Consider the following 16,092-nt stretch of genomic DNA (forward strand, 5'->3'; position numbering starts at 1 on the left):
TAGAACACAACATCAATAAAATTAGGCTCATGGAATAACACTCCATGGGCCTGTTTATTTTTTGCACATCGAACCTCGGACAATCTCTATACACGTTTAATGCTTTTTTCAGTCAAAGGAATATAATATCCTTTGCCATTCGGACCCATAGCAAATTTATTGCGAAGATGAATTAGATTAGGGCCGAATTTCTCCTCTAATTGTTCACGGAACTCATATAGGATTTCCATGATATAAATATCATGAATAATCACTTCAGTAATCGGCATCACCAGCCCCGGATGCAACGTCCATGCAGCGCGGCTGTCATCACCAAGTGAAAGTATGCCAGCTACGACCTCCCGGTCGTCTACGCTAAGTACAATCCACCGACCACCAATTTCAGACGTAATCTCCTCACTCATATCATGGCGGTAAACAGTAGCGAAATCAAAGTTAAGCTCCCCATACGCTACAATGATCACTTCAATTCCTTGTTGAGCGACTTGCTCTAAGGCATCTCGGAACACCTCGGCATCCTCTTTCCAAATTTCCAATAAAATTCGGTGTTTTGCTCCCTTTACCCCTTCATTTATGCGATTGATAATGGCTTCATACCCCGAAATATTCCAAATATTCTCTCTATTTTGAAATGATGCTGTGTACTGCTCCAAACTCTCTTGCGCCACATTGAAAATCTGCTCTGCTTTGCGTTTTCTCTGGGCAATCAATTCATGTGGAGGAAGCGGCACATACAGAGGCGTATTTTCTTGACTGACCATGATATCCCCACGGTTAACCATTCCAGACAAAACCTCGTAAATTTTGGATCTCGGTACCCCGGAATTCAATGAAACGGCGTATCCCGAAAGTGGAGAGCTTTCCAATAAGGTCACATAAGCCTTGGCTTCATATTCACTAAAATTCAAATCTCGTAGAATTTCTAATATATTTGGTTTTGGTTTCATGACGTCTTCTCCTCAATTCGTGTTCATCCTTACTATATCACTTCCCCTTGACAAAAACTGATATACACACTATCTTTTTAGTAACGTTTTTATAGTAGTCACTATAGTAGCAACTATTATATTTCACAGGGAATTACCTCAGGGAGGATTTAACTTGAACAAAGTCATAGCTCATCACAGCGAAAGCAACCGCATTTACTACGGTTCTACGATTCTGGCCCTATTGATCTGGAGTACATCGTTTATTGCCACCAAAGCAGCCTACACGACGTTCCCCCCTCTTACCTTGGGTCTATCCAGATTTATTATAGCTTCCGTTGTGCTAGGTATCGTTTTGCTGATTAAAAAAGAACATGTCAAAGTAAAGCCAAAAGATTTGGCTACGATTTCGTTTAGTGGTGTTTTGGGGATCACTCTCTATTTTTCAATGGAGAATATAGGGGTTAGCCTGACTACCGCTTCCAACGCAGCATTAATTGTTGCATCATATCCAGCAATTACGTCGCTGCTTGAACTTATTTTGTATAAAGTGAAAATATCCAAATATAAAATTTGCGGCATAGCACTGGCCATGATCGGGGTATATTTCTTGGCTTCAGTTGGCGAAAGTTCGGATAGTAAGAATCAACTAATCGGAAATTTAATATTAATCGGGACGGGTTTTGCGTGGGCGTTTTACACTTTCATGACGCGCAAGGTTGTGGACAAATATCCGCCTGTGACGTTATCTTTTTATCAAACCGTTGCAGGGAGTATCTTTTTCATACCGTTGGCTCTATTAGAAAAGGATCGTTGGCAGGTTCCGACAACCGGATCGTTTATGTTGTTAGTATATCTGGGTGTATTCTGCTCCGTTATCGCATTTTTGCTCTACAATTACGGATTAATCAAGCTGTCACCGAGTAGTTCCGTTTCTCTGATGAATTTGGTTCCGATATTTGGAGTCTTATTTTCTGTGTTGCTTTTGCAAGAAACGATTACATGGCGCCAAATCATTGGCGGTTTGGTCGTTATTATCGGTGTTTTACTGAGTGCACATCAAACAAACCGTACCTAAAATGAAAGATTGCACACTAGTTATAAAAGTTAAGACAAGCATTCGTTGTTATAAGTATCAGCGCTACAATATAAGGGCGAGTGACCTCACCAAAAGTTTCTCGCCCATCGGTTCCATTTATGCAGTTGGCTTTTTTTCTTTTATATAAAAAAGGTGGTTATATTGATTGATGAGGTTATCCATAATTACAGACTGTCTGAGCACACTGGCATGATTAAAACCATGTTTTGCTTGCAAAATATACAGCTTTTGACGAGCTTTCTCAAGCTGTTGACACAAAATGTCGTCTCTTATCATAATATATCCCTCCTTGTCATATTATCAGTGTAGAGGGTTATGAATAAGTATACTAAAAGTAAAGGTTTGGGATAATTATCTAATAACACAAAAAAAGACCTGCTCTATGAGCTCTAAGGTTGTCCTCTTCGACGATCCTGTGTGATTCGCTTATCCGGCAGAATGAATATCCTGATCCGTGACGTTCTTCTTGGCTGAAACCGGGAAAACGTTTTCCCCCTTCGCCCATAGCAACAACGCTGCAAGCAGCAGTATGCCACCGTTTAACACAAAGATCCAGCGGATCGGCATCCAGCTGCCAAGCATGCCGCCAATCAACGGCCCTGCCATTGTCGCGAGTTGAGTGGCTGATTGGCTCAAGCTAAAGGCTCGTCCGCGAAACTCCGGCTTGGTGACCTCCACAGTCATCGCGTTGATAGCAGGCATGACGGACGCATAAAACAATCCATATCCAAACCGAAGTGCACCAAAACCAACAAAGTTGGTTATAAAAAATTGTAGGATATTCCCGATTCCCGAACCAATCAGTCCAATCAGCAGCACGTGTGCAAATCCGGTCCGTCCTCCAATCCGTCCCCATCGGGGAGCCATCAGCACCGCCGCGATGCCTACGGCTGAGAATACAATCCCGGAACTTAAAGACGCCTGGCTACGGTCAACTCCCATTTCAAGCACATACACCGTAATTAACGGTTCCAATATCATGACGGAAAAAGTACTTAATCCCGCCAGAATAAGCAAAAAGCACAAAGGCCGATTAGCAATAGCCTCCTTGATATCATCACGAACATGCGAGCGGGTACTGGTTCCCTTGAAGCTGTCCTCTCTAGCGCCAAAGGTCGCGATTAACGCAGATACCAGTACAAGAGCTGCTGAGAAAAAAAAGGCATTCCGATTGCCATAATAATGGCTCACCACACCGCCAATTAACGGACCTATAATGCTGCCTGTCGCCCCAGCGGTCGCCATAATACCGAGTGCATAGCCGGTTTTCTCCTCAGGCGAACCTGTTCCGACCAGCGCAATCGCAGCAGGAATAAACCCGGATAGTAGGCCTTGAAACAACCGTACTCCTACGAACACATATGGATCTGTCACCAAAGCACATATCAGGTACAACACCGCCAGGCTAAAGCCTGAACGAATCAGCATCGGCTTACGTCCATACTTATCCGCAAGCGAACCCCAAAATGGGGCAATCAGCGCGCTGGCTAAAAAAGTGACTCCAAAGGCAATCCCCGACCACAGTTCCAGATGATCATTTACACCCATTTCCGTATTCAGAAATATAGGTAAAAACGGAATAGACACGGAATAGGCCATGCTGCAAAACAATACTCCAATCCACAAAATGACCAGATTTCGCTTCCAATATAGATGCATGATGCCACACGTCCCTTCTGCTCATTCCATTATTACCCTCTAAATTAGAAAAGTCTACCGCCCCCTCATCCTTCAATCGTGGAACAACCGTGAAGAAGCTGATATAATCGAATGGAATGGAGTTGATGACATGGCTAAGAAGAGAAATTCGTCTTCCCCTGCTCCTGCGGCTCAGGACAAACCTGCTACGTTAAAGGATCTGTTGAGTCAGGATGTGCTGAATAAACTTAAGGCTCAAGCCAATGAAGCCCAAGCAGAACAGGACAAGCGTAAAGAAGACGAACGGCAGCGTGCCGTCGAAGCAAAAAAAGCTGAACAGAAGAAGCTGGATAACAACTTTGAGCATCTGCTGAATAACAGCAATTTGGACTGGCACAAATACAAATAAGCCAAAACCATAACGGTTTTGGCCTATCTTTACGCTTTATGTTATAGCCAGTCACGAATATGTTGTACTGAGTACAGCACCCCTACCCAAACCGGCAGACTGAACGCCATACCCCATATGAGACCTTTCGCCAGCTTTTTGTCTACCTCCATCATGATCCTGCCCCTTTCCTTGGGAATAGCAGCAGTATGGGTCAAGAATACGGCTTTCAAACCCGTATTTCCTTATCCCCAGCAAAAAAGGTATGATAGAAAATGGAAAAGTGTTCTGCGCTGCCCCCAAACTTTAAAATTAGGATGTTACACCATCCAACCTTTCAGGAGGAATATCAATGAACCGAAAAACGATACGCCCATGGTACACGCTGTGCCTACTGGCCATCATGCTCGTGCTGGTTGCTGGATGCGGTACAAAAGCGGCCGATGTGGAAGCTGCCAGCCGGACAAGCACTACAACTCCTGCTGCGACTAAAGACAAGAACAAGACTGTTTCCCATCCGATTGTCACGATTGTCATGAATGATGGCAAGAAAATTAAGCTTGAGCTGTATCCGGAAGTAGCACCGAACACGGTTAACAATTTCATTTCTTTGGTGCAAAAGGGAGCCTATAACGGTACCATTTTTCACCGTGTTATCCCAGGCTTTATGATTCAGGGTGGTGATCCGCAAGGTAACGGTACAGGTGGCCCCGGCTACAGTATCAAAGGCGAATTCAAGAGCAATGGTGTTAACAATACACTCAAACATACACGTGGCGTATTATCCATGGCCCGCTCAGCGGATCTGGATTCGGCCGGATCGCAATTTTTCATCATGGTTGCCGATGCGGACTACCTCGACGGTCAATATGCCGCTTTCGGTAAAGTAACGTCCGGGTTGGATGTGGTCGATGCTATCGTCAATTCCAAACGGGATAGCAATGACAAACCGATCCAACCGGCTACGATGAAAAAAGTCACTGTGGATACGCTGGGTAAAAAATATCCAGCTCCCGTCAAAGTAAAGTAATATCTGGATGATAACAACGGCCCTGTGCATATGCATGGGGTCTTTGTTTGGCTGCTGCCTCTGTGATGTAGTAAGAGTATATACACAAAAGGAAGCGTTTTCAATCATTATTTCTAAAGTTTTTTTTCGTTATAAAAGCCGCCAGCGTTCGACAAAAAAGCTACTGTATGAGCAGTAAATTCGTCTAATTGGACTTGGTCTCGACTGAACGAATACCTTCCATCTCTTGAAGCAGTGACAGCAGTTCCTCCACTCCCTCTGACCGGGACAGCTTTAAAAGCATATGAATAACCAACTGCTCGCCGTTATTGATGCGCTCGACGTGAAAGCTGTGAATCGTCAGCTTCTTGTGCTTCAGCAGTTCTTTGATCCGATTCAGTACGCCCGGCTCATTGTCGACCTGAACAACTACTTGTTGCGTGGACGGGGTAGCCATCTGATAAAAACGACTATGGAGCAAGGACTGAGCCGCTAAAATAAACAACGTTACACCTGCACCAAGCCCATACATCCCTGCACCTACGGCAATACCGATTCCGGCGGTAGTCCAGATGCCTGCGGCAGTGGTCAGTCCTTTAATTCTATTTTTTTGTGTAAAAATCATCCCTGCGCCGATAAAGCCCACTCCACTTATAACCTGCGCTGCTATTCTGGAGGGGTCCAGCGACAGGTTAGACCAGACGGCTTGATCCTGAAAACCATATTTGGATACCACCATCATGAGCGCTGCGCCAATACCGACAATGAAATGCGTGCGAATGCCCGCTTCCTTCATCCGACTTTTGCGCTCATAGCCGATTAACGCGCCGCATAATCCTGCAAACATAACCCGAATCAGATAATCCCAATCCCACATACTTTTTTCACTCCACTATAGTTTATGTTTTGAAAGATGTTGCCTCAAAGTATACAATTTAAAAATACTACGGCAAATGAGCCATTTATACAGCTGTTATTTTGTTATTACCCAAATTTTAAGGAACCCTCACTTCATCCTCTGGCAGATTGCGATGTGCCTTCCTTCCCTTGAGCAGCCATAGCTCCGGTGTATCCTGCACACCATCAAGGCGCAAGCTGAACGCCCCCGCTGGTAAATTGCGTACACGCAGCAATAGACGGTTTCCGTCTGCTACGGCATCCACAAGCTCCAGCAACGTTAGTGAATCGTCCCTTAGGTGGCGGCTCAGGTCGCATGTTGTACCTGCTCTGTCCTCCCGGCTCCAAATACGCAGCTCATCTACAGACGGCGTGGCAATTCGCTTGCTGAAAGAAATAACCACCTCATCTTCGGCTGAACGTTCCGCCCTAAGCGGTTTGGGCGGCTCATCGTACATGTAACCACCCACATGGTATTCATAGGCGGTCCAGGCGTCGTAGTCGCCCTCCAGGGCGGTAGCCCCGAACCGCCGCGTCCATTCGCGGTCTCGAACCATCCGCGCGAGCGAACCGATATCCGCCTGCACCCCGAGGGGCAGGCCCGGATAAGCGGCGCGAATCGACTGCGCGATGCGGGCGTAGCCGCGAATATACTGTGGCGGCAGACGGCGGCGCATCCAGTCCGGCCAATGGGTTTGGATTACGTGCATATCCGGGGCGACGCACCCGATCATGGCTACCGCGTCCAGACCCTGCCATTCCCGCAGCTGGCCGGGAACATCGCCGCGCCCGCTCACAGCAAGCGACCATGTCGCCACGCAGATGTCCGGCCGGACATCACGCACACCGCCTGCGCCGTTCACCAGCTCGCTGATCAGGCCGTTCACGGCGTCCACACGCAGATCAACCCACTGCGCGTACAGGTTCGGAACCTTCCGGTAGTAATTCCGCGCATGCTTGTCGCGGAAATCCGGAAGGTTCTCACCACTGCGCTCGCGAAAGACACGCTGTGCATGCGGTCCAATATCCCCGTACACTCCACTGCGCAGCCCGTTCCATTCGGGGAAATAAGGCTCCGCCACCTCGAACCCGTCGAACGGAATGTCGGTGACGAGCCGGGCAGCGGCGTTCTTTTTCCATTCCACATACTCCTGGGCAAAATGCGAAAGCCGCTGAAATCCGTCGTTCGGTTCGCGCAGCAGCTCCATACGCCATTCTTTCCACTCTGGCGGTAGCTGGGACACGCCAAAAGAGCCGTTACCTAGCACCATTGCCCACACCGCTATGCCTCTGCGTTGAAAAGCAGCAACAAGCGCTCCATCCACTTCATTTTCACGCACGACAAAATAATGAACGGTCTGGTAGCCCGCAAGGGCGATCTCATCTGCTATACTGTCCCGCGAACGGTTGGCGTAATAGGGAAACAACGGATCGATTTGAATACTGGGGCCGCTCAGTGCCCACGGTTTCATTTTTCCGGTCAGTGCTATAGCGTCTGTCGATTCGGGTCGGTCATTTGCGTTATAGCTCAATTCGATCCACCTCCGTCACTCGGTCTTCTCCATACTTGTTCCTGCTATATATTTTTGCTACAAGTTCCTGCTGGTTCGCCTATGTTACCATATTTCGCAAATGGGATAAAATCCAGCTGTGACTGTTTCACCATCAACGTCCAGAGGTATGGAATAACGAGTCAGGTTTAGTTTATGAACGGAATGGGAGGAATAGTCAATGGCAGAGCAGAGATTGCAAGGAAAGATAGCAGTGGTCAGTGGTGGAGGTTCAGGAATTGGCAAGGCGACCGCGATCCGTTTTGCAGAACAAGGCGCCAAGGTGGTCATGCTGGATCGGACACCCAAGCATGCAGAGGAGACCAAAGCAATCATCGAGCAGGCTGGCGGCGAGGCGCTTGTACTGGAATGTGATATATCCAAGCCGGATATGATTCAGCAGGGGTTCGCTAAAGTCGTGGAAACGTACGGAAAGCTGGATATTGTGTTCGCCAACGCAGGCATTAACGGCACCATGGCCCCTATCGAGACACTGGAACTGGAGGAATGGGACCGCACGATGAACATTAATCTTCGCGGCACCTTTGCTACCGTTAAATATGCCGTCCCTTACCTGAAAGAACGCGGTGGCAGCATTATCATTACCAGCTCCATCAACGGTAATCGAACCTTTTCGGGTATTGGATTCTCAGCCTACGCCTCCACCAAGGCAGCTCAGGTTGCTTTTATGAAAATGGCAGCGCTGGAGCTGGCACGTTACAAAATTCGGGTCAACGCGATATGCCCGGGAGCTATCGACACGCAAATTGACGATAACACGTACCCTTCGGAAGACTTGAAGAAGGTACAAATTCCAGTCGAATTTCCGAAGGGCGGAGAGCATCCGCTAGAGGATGCCCCTGGTGAGCCAGAGCAGGTTGCCAATCTGGTCCTGTTTCTCGCCTCAGACGAGTCATCTCATGTATCGGGTACGGAAATTTATGTAGACGGAGCAGAATCACTACTGCGTTAAGTATTAGAATGGGGAACGTTATACCCATTCGTACAACTGTTTAGGCTTCTAAGCAGCCTTATCCCTAGTCATATACTTGTGGAATAGGCTGCTTTTGTATGGCTTTACAACGACTTTATGTCGACCTGTCAGCACTATGCACAGCTCCTTTACGTGAGCGGACATACAGCCTGCCTCCCGGAAGCACCTCGAACAACAGCATCAGAAGAGAAAAGAACAGGAGCGCAATGGCCTCTTCTGCCACAATATACAGAGGATATGGCCCTAAAAAATCTAATATCGACGGTGTTGACGGCTTTCCGGTCAGAAACATGTAGTTAGCTCCGAGAGCATCGTCTACGATCCACACCTTCAGCGCCAGGCCATTCAGAAAAAGCATCACTCCTCCCACACTCTTCCACGTCGGTCGGAGTCCTTCTATCCAGGTCATATACAAGGCTGCCAAAATAATAGCACTATGAGCTATGAAAAAATGGATAAAACGATAATGCGGAAATGCGTATGCCAAATTAGGCGTGAGTACGGCTTGAAGCGCCCCTCCAATTCCGGCAAAAAGGATGATCGGATATAACCAGCGGCTTCGAAAAATGAGCATCAGGATAGACAGCAGCAGTGTCACACTGCACAGTTCTAATGGCAATGAGGTCTGGACATCCCAAATATGCTGCATCACATACCAAATATTCAGAGTCACCTCTGACAGAATGAGGACTGTAATTAACAACCAGCGAATTCCCTCGCTTATAGGCTTGCTCGACCGAATCCATCCCCGAGTCAGCCACAGCATCAAAGCGCATACAATGAGTCCCAATATAGCCAACCCATGTGACGGAGTAAAAGCCTCGAACCCTTCTGGCGCGTTGGCATCGAACCAAGGCCCTGACCACGACCTATCCATAGCTAGCCCCCTTTGATCTCTTTCTCTCTTCGTTGCATTCTATTTTATACCCAATAGCCGATTATGTTCTAGCCGTGTTTCTTGCTTGTTCCATACCTTACCTTTATGATAAAAGATATTATATTCAAAGGAGAACCCTCATGGCCATTAATCGCCGATTAATTACAGATCAGGATTTCAGCGAGGCACTGGAACGTCATCTGCGTGTCCGGGTATTTCAGGATGACCAATTGATTGGCTCTGGCGGAATCATAATCCGTTTTGACGATCAAACCATTGTCGTGCAATCCAGCGTCAGTGATCTGGCTTACCACCCCAGAAAACAATGTGAGTTTTTTGAAATTAAAAAATAGCCACTACACACCGGGGAACCATTTTGCTGCGTTTTCCGGTGTATAGCGGCTATATTTTGTTTGTATATATCATGCCTCACATGATGGTTTCTGTTATAGTTGCATTCCACGTGTTTTCATCATGAGTTTATTCGTAAGCACTTTCAAATCCTCGGAAGAAGACGAAATTTCCTGCATAATTGCTGTCTCCTCATGAGCAGCCTTATAAATTTTATGAGCTCCTTCAGAGAAGGCCCCTGACATTTGCTGAATACGATGGATCTGCTCAAAGGTTTGATCTACCCGATTCGTCTGCTCCGTCACGGCTTCTTCCATTAATCGGATGCTCTCGACAAATTCACGTACAATAGCGTTCAAACGGTTCAGCGTCTGATCCACAGAGCTTGTCCGTTCTGCCTCAGCACTGACCAATGACGTTTGCTGATGCATCAACTGCACTGTCTCTACGATTTGTGACTGGACACGGCTAACGATGGCATTTATTTGCTGCACAGACTCCGTACTTTGGGCGGCAAGTGCGCGAATTTGGTGAGCCACTACCGCAAACCCGTTCCCTTCTTCTCCCGCACGCGCCGCTTCTATGGAAGCATTCAACGCCAGCAGATGGGTCTGTTCAGCAATATCCTTCACGGTGCTTGTAATCGCTTCAATTTGGGAAGCTTCTTTTTCCAGTCGTGCAATTACCTGCTGCGAACGACCATGTGATGCTGTCAGCTCTCCCATTCCATCCATCAGGGATGAAAATACAGTCTGCGTCGAATCTACTGAATGCTCCATATGGCCTGACAGTTCCAGCATATGCCCCGATTTGCTACGCATCATTTTAAAATCGCCCAGCATTCGGTCTGCTGTTTTAATAGATTGGGCAGATGCTTGCTTTTGCTGCTCCACGCCATTCAAAATATCTTCTACCACCGAAGACATGGACTCAATTTGTGTGGTAGCCTGCACAATAGCCAAGCTCAGATTTTCCGCACTTTGCGAAGTTGTTCTGGTGCTGTACGAGATCTCATTGAACATATCTTTAATGTTCAGCATCATATGCCGAAATGCATCATACAGAACTTTGATTTCATCCTCCGAACGACGTTCAGGAATTACAACAGACAGATTCCCCGCCGAAGCTTCCTCTGCCGCCTTTGCCAACCTAACAATTGGCCGTGTGAGTAATTTTGAGATCAACCAGCCCAAAATGCCACTCCACAGGACACCCAATAACAGAATGATCGAAGTGTACACCCATTCTTGTGTACCTTGAGCAAGCCAGTCCTTGAGTACAAAAATAAAAAAAGCGCTTGTTCCATAGGTTATTGCAGAAATTGAGACAAATGCAGTAACCATTTTCGTACCTAGTGACATCTTCATGTACTGTAGCCCACCCCAAAAAACTCAAATTTGATTCCATTTTACCATAAAATTGCTACATTTCTAGTAGAATTTTTCACAGACAGATATATTTATGAGCATAAAGATACAGAGTCTTAAGTCCCCTATCCTAATTACAAAAAACAATATGTTACCAGGTAGCAGCTTGCATCTTAAAACGGACGAATCGCGCTATCACAAGCTTTACAGGCCATTCGTCACATCTTAAGCGAGCTGTTACCGACAAAGTCAATTTCCATTATTAAAAATCATTGTCATTTTTCTGTTCAACAACTGCTTTCTTAATCGCTTCAATTGTGTCTATTTGGTGACTGTTTTTTTCCAGTACGGTAAACTCCCATAAACCGATGGTCAGCTTTTCTCCTTGCTGGATATCAAAACGCTCTGAAAGCATCCATCCGCCAATCGTATATACGTCCCCGGCCTCAATATCCGTCTCCAAGCGCCGATTGACCTCATGAATGAGCGCCTGTGATTTGAGTATGTAACGATGATCATCTGTTTTTGTAAGGAGTGGAGTTAACGCTGCGGGGGTTTCGGTGTCGGTATAGGAAGGAATGTCTCCAACAATTTCCTCCATAATGTCCTCCAGTGTGACAAGTCCAGATGTTCCACCATATTCGTCCACAAGCACCGCTACTGGAATGCGTCGTTTTTGCATCTGAATCAGCAGATCCCGAGCCTGAACCGTCTCGATAACCTGAAGCACCGGGTGAATATAAGAAGCCATCGTCGTATTCCCTGTGCTATGCCCACGTGCCAAATCATGCAGGGCTTCCTTGACGCGAATCATCCCGATAATACGATCCCGGTCTCCATGTTCAGCTACAGGTAGAAAATTATAAACTTTGTCCTCGATCAGCTCCATAAACTCGGCCACTGTTGCCTGGTGGGAGATGGAACGGATATGGATGCGCGGTACCATAATTTCCTGCGCCGCACGGTCGTCAAAATCAAATACATTGTTCAGATATCGATATTCTGTCGGTGTAATTTCACCACTACGAAACCCTTCAGATAACGCCAAACGAAGCTCGGCTTCACTGAGTGCTGCATCTTCTTCAGATACCTTTTTGAGCCCGAAGAGACCCGTAATGACACGCGATGAACGACTGAGCACCCAATTCAGGGGATAGGTCATTTTATAAAATATCGTGATCGGACGGGCAAAAAACAATGCCATGGGTTCAGCAATCTGTATGGCGAATGTTTTCGGTACCAGCTCCCCAATGACCACCTCAAAATAGGTCAAGATCAAAAAAGCCAGCAAAAAGGAGAGCACTCCCGTCAGGCCTGCCGGAATATGAGCCAATACAAACAGGGGGTGTAGCAGATGTTCAACAGTAGATTCCCCTAGCCAGCCTAGCGCCATTGAGGTTAATGTGGTTCCGAGCTGACAAGCAGATAAATACTCGTCCAGCCGAGACAGAATGTTTTTAACGGCTTTCGCATTTTTGTTGCCTTCAGAGGCCAATTGATTGATGCGAGATACCCGCACACGAATAATGGAATACTCCGAGGCCACAAAAAACGCAGTTAATGCGATAAGCAATATAACCAGAATGATATTTATCGTTTCCATAGCCCTCTCTTGCTCCGTTCATGACGAAGCAAGAAGCACCCCCTTTAACGTTCATTTTTGGATGGAACCATAACATAAGTAATGATGTCCATAATCGTGTATTACCCAAAAATGACAAGGAGTAGACTATGTATGACCCTGTTAACGAATCGCCAGCGGGCTCTTTTGCACGATATCTATCCATTGATCAGCTATCAACTGATGCCCAACCGCTGTCGGATGGACCCCGTCATGCAGCCAATAGGAGGCGTCCGCCTGGGTAGCGGCTTCGTTCAACATGCTCTGGAGCGGCACAAATACGGCCCCATATTCGTCTGCAAGCTGACATACAATACGCTGGTATCCCGTTATTTTTTCTTGCCAAATGTCCCATCGCGCCTCGGTAGCTCCCGTTTTCAAAATAAACGGTTCACACAACACCAGCCCGATATCGGGCATCACTTCACGCGTTTCTTCCAGAAGGTGGCGATAGGCTCGTTCAAATCGGTCCGTCACCCCGGACGGCTCCTGCTCCACGATCCGCCAGGCGTCGTTCACTCCGATTAGAATACTGAGCAGGTCCGGCTTCAGGCTAAACGTGTCCTCATTCCAGCGTGCATACAAATCCGAAACTCGATCCCCCGAAATTCCCCGGTTCACAAATTCTGGCTGCGTGGTAGTCAAACGGCTCCCCAACGCACCTGCGATCAGATACACATAGCTCTGACCCAGCCAATGGTTCGCGTCCTCATTTCGTCCCCTTCCTCCGTCTGTTATAGAATCTCCCTGAAAAAGAATACGTGCATGTTCTGTACTCGTCATCTTCCTAACTTCCTCCTTCGCATTTTCCAATAATACCCTTATCATACCTCGCATCTTCTAAATTATAAAGCGGTTTCAAAATATAGAAGAATTACAGATTTGCATTATGATATACATTTCTGTTCACCTTGCTATCTGTAGTCGCAAGTAAAAAGCCCGTCGTCACACGGGCTATCACTAATACTCCTTCTTCGGCTCCTAGGTTGAGTTCTTCCCAAGACCCCTTTCTAATTCAAGGATTTACTCCTACTGCGAATGGACGAGCTCCCACCGGGATGGTAGTAATCGTAGTTTGGGTGACTCCATCAATTACGGAAACGTTGTTATCATCCTGATTTGTTACATAGATACGATTAGTTATTGGATTGACACCTACTCCATTCGGATTATTCCCGACCGGGATCGTAGCAAGCACTGTATTCGTCAACCCACTAATTATGGAAACATTATCCGTATCGCGATTTGCTACATATATAGCATTTGTAGAGAGATTAATCCCCACTTCACCTGGAGTCGTCCCAACTGGTACGGTAGCAATCACCGTATTCGTTACTCCATCAATTACAGAAACGCTGTTACCCGTGAAATTTGACACATAAATACGATTAGTTTGTGAATTGACACCTATTCTAAATGGATTCACCCCAACTGGAATCTGGGTAATCACAGTATTTGTTGCTCCATCAATGACCGTAACGACATCAAAATTAAAATTTGCTACATAAATGCGATTGGTTAATGAATTGACACCTATCCCCGTTGGAAGAGACAGACCTCCGACAGGAATAATGGTAGCAATTACTGTATTGGTCAAACCGTTAATTACGGAAACTGTGCTATCATTAAAATTTGCTACATATATAGCATTGGTTGCAGTATTGACCCCAATTGAGCTTGCTCCATCTCCAGTAGGAACGGTAGCAATCACCGTATCGGTTAATCCATCAATTACGGAAACGTCATCACTGTTCAAATTTCCTACATAGATTCGGTTGATTAATGGATTAACCCCTACTCCCGCGGGATTAATGCCAACAGGAATGGACACGATCACCTCATTGGTCGATCCATCAATCACAGAAACATCATTACTATCAAAATTGGCTACAAAAATGCGATTGATTGATAGGGGGCCGGACTCTGCCCCAGCCCCTAACAGCTCAGATGATACAAGCCGATGAGCCGTAACCAACTCTCCAGCTGCATTTTTTCCCCAAACGGAAATTTCAGTCTGACTTGCGGCAACACTTCCCGTTGTAAAAACGAATGAATATGCATCAAAATTTGCAAAATAATTTTTAGTAATGACTTGATTCGGAGCGACTGAGAAAGACTCAAGTACATATGACGTTCTCGATCCGTTTAATATATAGCCTTCTATCATTAGAGTCGAAAAATTGACAGAATCCTGGTTTTCGATTTTGATCGTCACCTCTTGAGTGGGTCTTATACCACTGACAGCACTATTATTAATAGGTCCAGTTGACAGAATGGCCATTTAAATGAAACCTCCTATATTCAGATATTACAGTTAAATTCCAGTCTTAAAAGACTACTAATTCTATTTGTAATATATGCAGGATTTTTAATATAAATTGGACATTAACTCAATAGAGTAAAAGAAAGACACCCATTTTAATTAAAAGGAGTGTCTTTCTTTTACTCTATTCCCCTCACACCGCTCGGTACTTACACACCTCACGAAAATTACAGCCTCCGCACGCTCTGCGTGAAGGCATCGGAGTGAAGAAAGACTCGGGCTTGGGGCGATTATAGTAATCGTCATCGAGACAGGACTTCATTTCCTCGATGTATCGTCCGACATTGCCAACTACCTTGTCGATATCCTCTTGCGCGGGACGATATACCTCATGCTCTCCTGTCATCAAATACTCCACACGTACCTCAATCTTTTCTAAAGGAAGCTGATAGTGCTCCTGCACATAGGAAGCATACAAAAAAAGTTGGTCGGAAAAATCGCCTTCCTTGCCTGTTTTCCAATCCACGATGACCATGTCTCCATTGTCTCTACGGTAGAGCAAATCCATTTTGACATACACTTTCGTCTCATGAAGGAGCATCGTATCCCACTTCTCCACTTCTACAATTCGGGCCTTTCCCTGTTGCAGTTCACGCCAAACCGCAGTACGGTACAAATTGTGTATCACCGCGTGCTGTCGCTCCTTAATAAGGGCGATCCGTTCCGGAAGCACCTCGTCGTCGTAATAAACCTCCGCCAGCATGACGCGATTTTTCGGATCTTGTAGCCATAGCTCACGGTGTAGCGATTCCTTGTAGCTGTTATTCAACATGTTCTTCATAGCTGTCTCGAGGTATGCTGTGCGCGGGATAGCCCCTTTTTCCATCCATCCACGTATGACTGATTCACACATTTGATGCGTGATATTCCCGAATAAAATATATAAGTTGCTCAGTTGCTTGAGCCGATACAACGTAACTTGCTCTTCAGTGCCCTGTGCCGAATTCCAGCCATTATGCGAGCCGTAATAATGATAATAGTATTTGCGTAAGCATTCATCGAACGTTTGAGCCCTCGATTGCGAATAGGACCAGGACGGGTATATAGCCATG

General features: G+C 46.2%; 16 protein-coding genes. 5 read left to right on the forward strand and 11 right to left on the reverse strand.

Going from position 1 to position 16,092, the window contains the following annotated elements; genetic code table 11:
* Positions 1–86 precede the first annotated feature (86 nt).
* Positions 87–947: a TrmB family transcriptional regulator gene (locus NLX73_RS15430; protein WP_254326592.1), complete on the reverse strand. Its 861-nt coding sequence runs from the start codon at positions 945–947 to the stop codon at positions 87–89.
* 154 nt (positions 948–1,101) lie between these two features.
* Here NLX73_RS15430 and NLX73_RS15435 point away from each other — a divergent pair, with 154 nt between their 5' ends.
* The gene (locus NLX73_RS15435; protein WP_254326593.1) at positions 1,102–2,004 is read left to right on the forward strand and encodes a DMT family transporter; all 903 of its coding nucleotides are present in this window, start codon (positions 1,102–1,104) and stop codon (positions 2,002–2,004) included.
* A gap of 117 nt (positions 2,005–2,121) precedes the next feature.
* On the opposite strand, the gene NLX73_RS15440 is transcribed toward NLX73_RS15435, so the two are convergent.
* On the reverse strand, positions 2,122–2,301 hold the full coding sequence (locus NLX73_RS15440; protein ID WP_061831220.1) for an aspartyl-phosphate phosphatase Spo0E family protein: 180 nt from the start codon (positions 2,299–2,301) through the stop codon (positions 2,122–2,124).
* Positions 2,302–2,451: 150 nt separating this feature from the next.
* Entirely contained in the window at positions 2,452–3,684 is a 1,233-nt protein-coding gene (locus tag NLX73_RS15445) for an MFS transporter (RefSeq protein WP_254326594.1), read from the reverse strand.
* A gap of 130 nt (positions 3,685–3,814) precedes the next feature.
* Between NLX73_RS15445 and NLX73_RS15450 the strand changes: the two genes are divergently transcribed.
* Both NLX73_RS15450 and NLX73_RS15455 read left to right on the forward strand, forming a co-directional pair.
* Complete coding sequence (locus NLX73_RS15450; protein ID WP_023987317.1) at positions 3,815–4,072, forward strand: YqkE family protein; 258 nt, start codon at positions 3,815–3,817, stop codon at positions 4,070–4,072.
* A gap of 331 nt (positions 4,073–4,403) precedes the next feature.
* Complete coding sequence (locus NLX73_RS15455; protein WP_254326595.1) at positions 4,404–5,081, forward strand: peptidylprolyl isomerase; 678 nt, start codon at positions 4,404–4,406, stop codon at positions 5,079–5,081.
* A 184-nt stretch (positions 5,082–5,265) separates the two neighbouring features.
* Here NLX73_RS15455 and NLX73_RS15460 read toward each other — a convergent pair whose 3' ends face one another.
* Positions 5,266–5,937, reverse strand: a complete 672-nt coding sequence (locus tag NLX73_RS15460; protein WP_061831224.1) for an MgtC/SapB family protein — start codon at positions 5,935–5,937, stop codon at positions 5,266–5,268.
* Between the two features lie 118 nt (positions 5,938–6,055).
* Entirely contained in the window at positions 6,056–7,429 is a 1,374-nt protein-coding gene (locus NLX73_RS15465; protein ID WP_254326661.1) for an N-acyl-D-glucosamine 2-epimerase, read from the reverse strand.
* Between the two features lie 259 nt (positions 7,430–7,688).
* Here NLX73_RS15465 and NLX73_RS15470 point away from each other — a divergent pair, with 259 nt between their 5' ends.
* Positions 7,689–8,480 (forward strand): SDR family oxidoreductase, encoded by a 792-nt coding sequence (locus tag NLX73_RS15470; protein WP_061831073.1) that lies wholly within the window; start codon positions 7,689–7,691, stop codon positions 8,478–8,480.
* 115 nt (positions 8,481–8,595) lie between these two features.
* Here the strand turns inward: NLX73_RS15470 and NLX73_RS15475 are convergent, their stop codons facing one another.
* Entirely contained in the window at positions 8,596–9,378 is a 783-nt protein-coding gene (locus NLX73_RS15475) for a YwaF family protein (protein WP_254326596.1), read from the reverse strand.
* Positions 9,379–9,518: 140 nt separating this feature from the next.
* Between NLX73_RS15475 and NLX73_RS15480 the strand changes: the two genes are divergently transcribed.
* Entirely contained in the window at positions 9,519–9,731 is a 213-nt protein-coding gene (locus tag NLX73_RS15480) for a hypothetical protein (RefSeq protein ID WP_025723740.1), read from the forward strand.
* A gap of 93 nt (positions 9,732–9,824) precedes the next feature.
* Here NLX73_RS15480 and NLX73_RS15485 read toward each other — a convergent pair whose 3' ends face one another.
* From NLX73_RS15485 to NLX73_RS15505, 5 genes are all read right to left on the reverse strand, one after another.
* Entirely contained in the window at positions 9,825–11,096 is a 1,272-nt protein-coding gene (locus NLX73_RS15485; protein WP_061831071.1) for a methyl-accepting chemotaxis protein, read from the reverse strand.
* Between the two features lie 262 nt (positions 11,097–11,358).
* Complete coding sequence (locus tag NLX73_RS15490; protein WP_254326597.1) at positions 11,359–12,699, reverse strand: hemolysin family protein; 1,341 nt, start codon at positions 12,697–12,699, stop codon at positions 11,359–11,361.
* A gap of 141 nt (positions 12,700–12,840) precedes the next feature.
* Positions 12,841–13,500, reverse strand: coding sequence for an SGNH/GDSL hydrolase family protein (locus NLX73_RS15495; RefSeq protein WP_254326598.1), 660 nt, complete (start codon positions 13,498–13,500; stop codon positions 12,841–12,843).
* A gap of 232 nt (positions 13,501–13,732) precedes the next feature.
* Positions 13,733–14,998: a YncE family protein gene (locus tag NLX73_RS15500; RefSeq protein ID WP_254326599.1), complete on the reverse strand. Its 1,266-nt coding sequence runs from the start codon at positions 14,996–14,998 to the stop codon at positions 13,733–13,735.
* 175 nt (positions 14,999–15,173) lie between these two features.
* On the reverse strand, positions 15,174–16,091 hold the full coding sequence (locus tag NLX73_RS15505) for a PD-(D/E)XK nuclease family protein (protein WP_061831068.1): 918 nt from the start codon (positions 16,089–16,091) through the stop codon (positions 15,174–15,176).
* Between the last annotated feature and the right edge of the window lies 1 nt (position 16,092).

The sequence above is a fragment of the Paenibacillus sp. CH40 genome (genome assembly GCF_024213605.1).
Classification (GTDB): domain Bacteria; phylum Bacillota; class Bacilli; order Paenibacillales; family Paenibacillaceae; genus Paenibacillus; species Paenibacillus polymyxa_B.

Bases quoted from the DNA above. Each gene is read 5' to 3' on its own strand.
- NLX73_RS15445 (WP_254326594.1), bottom strand. From the start codon at position 3,684: ATGCATCTATATTGGAAGCGAAATCTGGTCATTTTGTGGATTGGAGTA.
- NLX73_RS15430 (WP_254326592.1), bottom strand. From the start codon at position 947: ATGAAACCAAAACCAAATATATTAGAAATTCTACGAGATTTGAATTTT.
- NLX73_RS15495 (WP_254326598.1), bottom strand. From the start codon at position 13,500: ATGACGAGTACAGAACATGCACGTATTCTTTTTCAGGGAGATTCTATA.
- NLX73_RS15485 (WP_061831071.1), bottom strand. From the start codon at position 11,096: ATGAAGATGTCACTAGGTACGAAAATGGTTACTGCATTTGTCTCAATT.
- NLX73_RS15475 (WP_254326596.1), bottom strand. From the start codon at position 9,378: ATGGATAGGTCGTGGTCAGGGCCTTGGTTCGATGCCAACGCGCCAGAA.
- NLX73_RS15460 (WP_061831224.1), bottom strand. From the start codon at position 5,937: ATGTGGGATTGGGATTATCTGATTCGGGTTATGTTTGCAGGATTATGC.
- NLX73_RS15455 (WP_254326595.1), top strand. From the start codon at position 4,404: ATGAACCGAAAAACGATACGCCCATGGTACACGCTGTGCCTACTGGCC.
- NLX73_RS15490 (WP_254326597.1), bottom strand. From the start codon at position 12,699: ATGGAAACGATAAATATCATTCTGGTTATATTGCTTATCGCATTAACT.
- NLX73_RS15450 (WP_023987317.1), top strand. From the start codon at position 3,815: ATGGCTAAGAAGAGAAATTCGTCTTCCCCTGCTCCTGCGGCTCAGGAC.
- NLX73_RS15500 (WP_254326599.1), bottom strand. From the start codon at position 14,998: ATGGCCATTCTGTCAACTGGACCTATTAATAATAGTGCTGTCAGTGGT.
- NLX73_RS15480 (WP_025723740.1), top strand. From the start codon at position 9,519: ATGGCCATTAATCGCCGATTAATTACAGATCAGGATTTCAGCGAGGCA.
- NLX73_RS15505 (WP_061831068.1), bottom strand. From the start codon at position 16,091: ATGGCTATATACCCGTCCTGGTCCTATTCGCAATCGAGGGCTCAAACG.
- NLX73_RS15440 (WP_061831220.1), bottom strand. From the start codon at position 2,301: ATGATAAGAGACGACATTTTGTGTCAACAGCTTGAGAAAGCTCGTCAA.
- NLX73_RS15465 (WP_254326661.1), bottom strand. From the start codon at position 7,429: ATGAAACCGTGGGCACTGAGCGGCCCCAGTATTCAAATCGATCCGTTG.
- NLX73_RS15470 (WP_061831073.1), top strand. From the start codon at position 7,689: ATGGCAGAGCAGAGATTGCAAGGAAAGATAGCAGTGGTCAGTGGTGGA.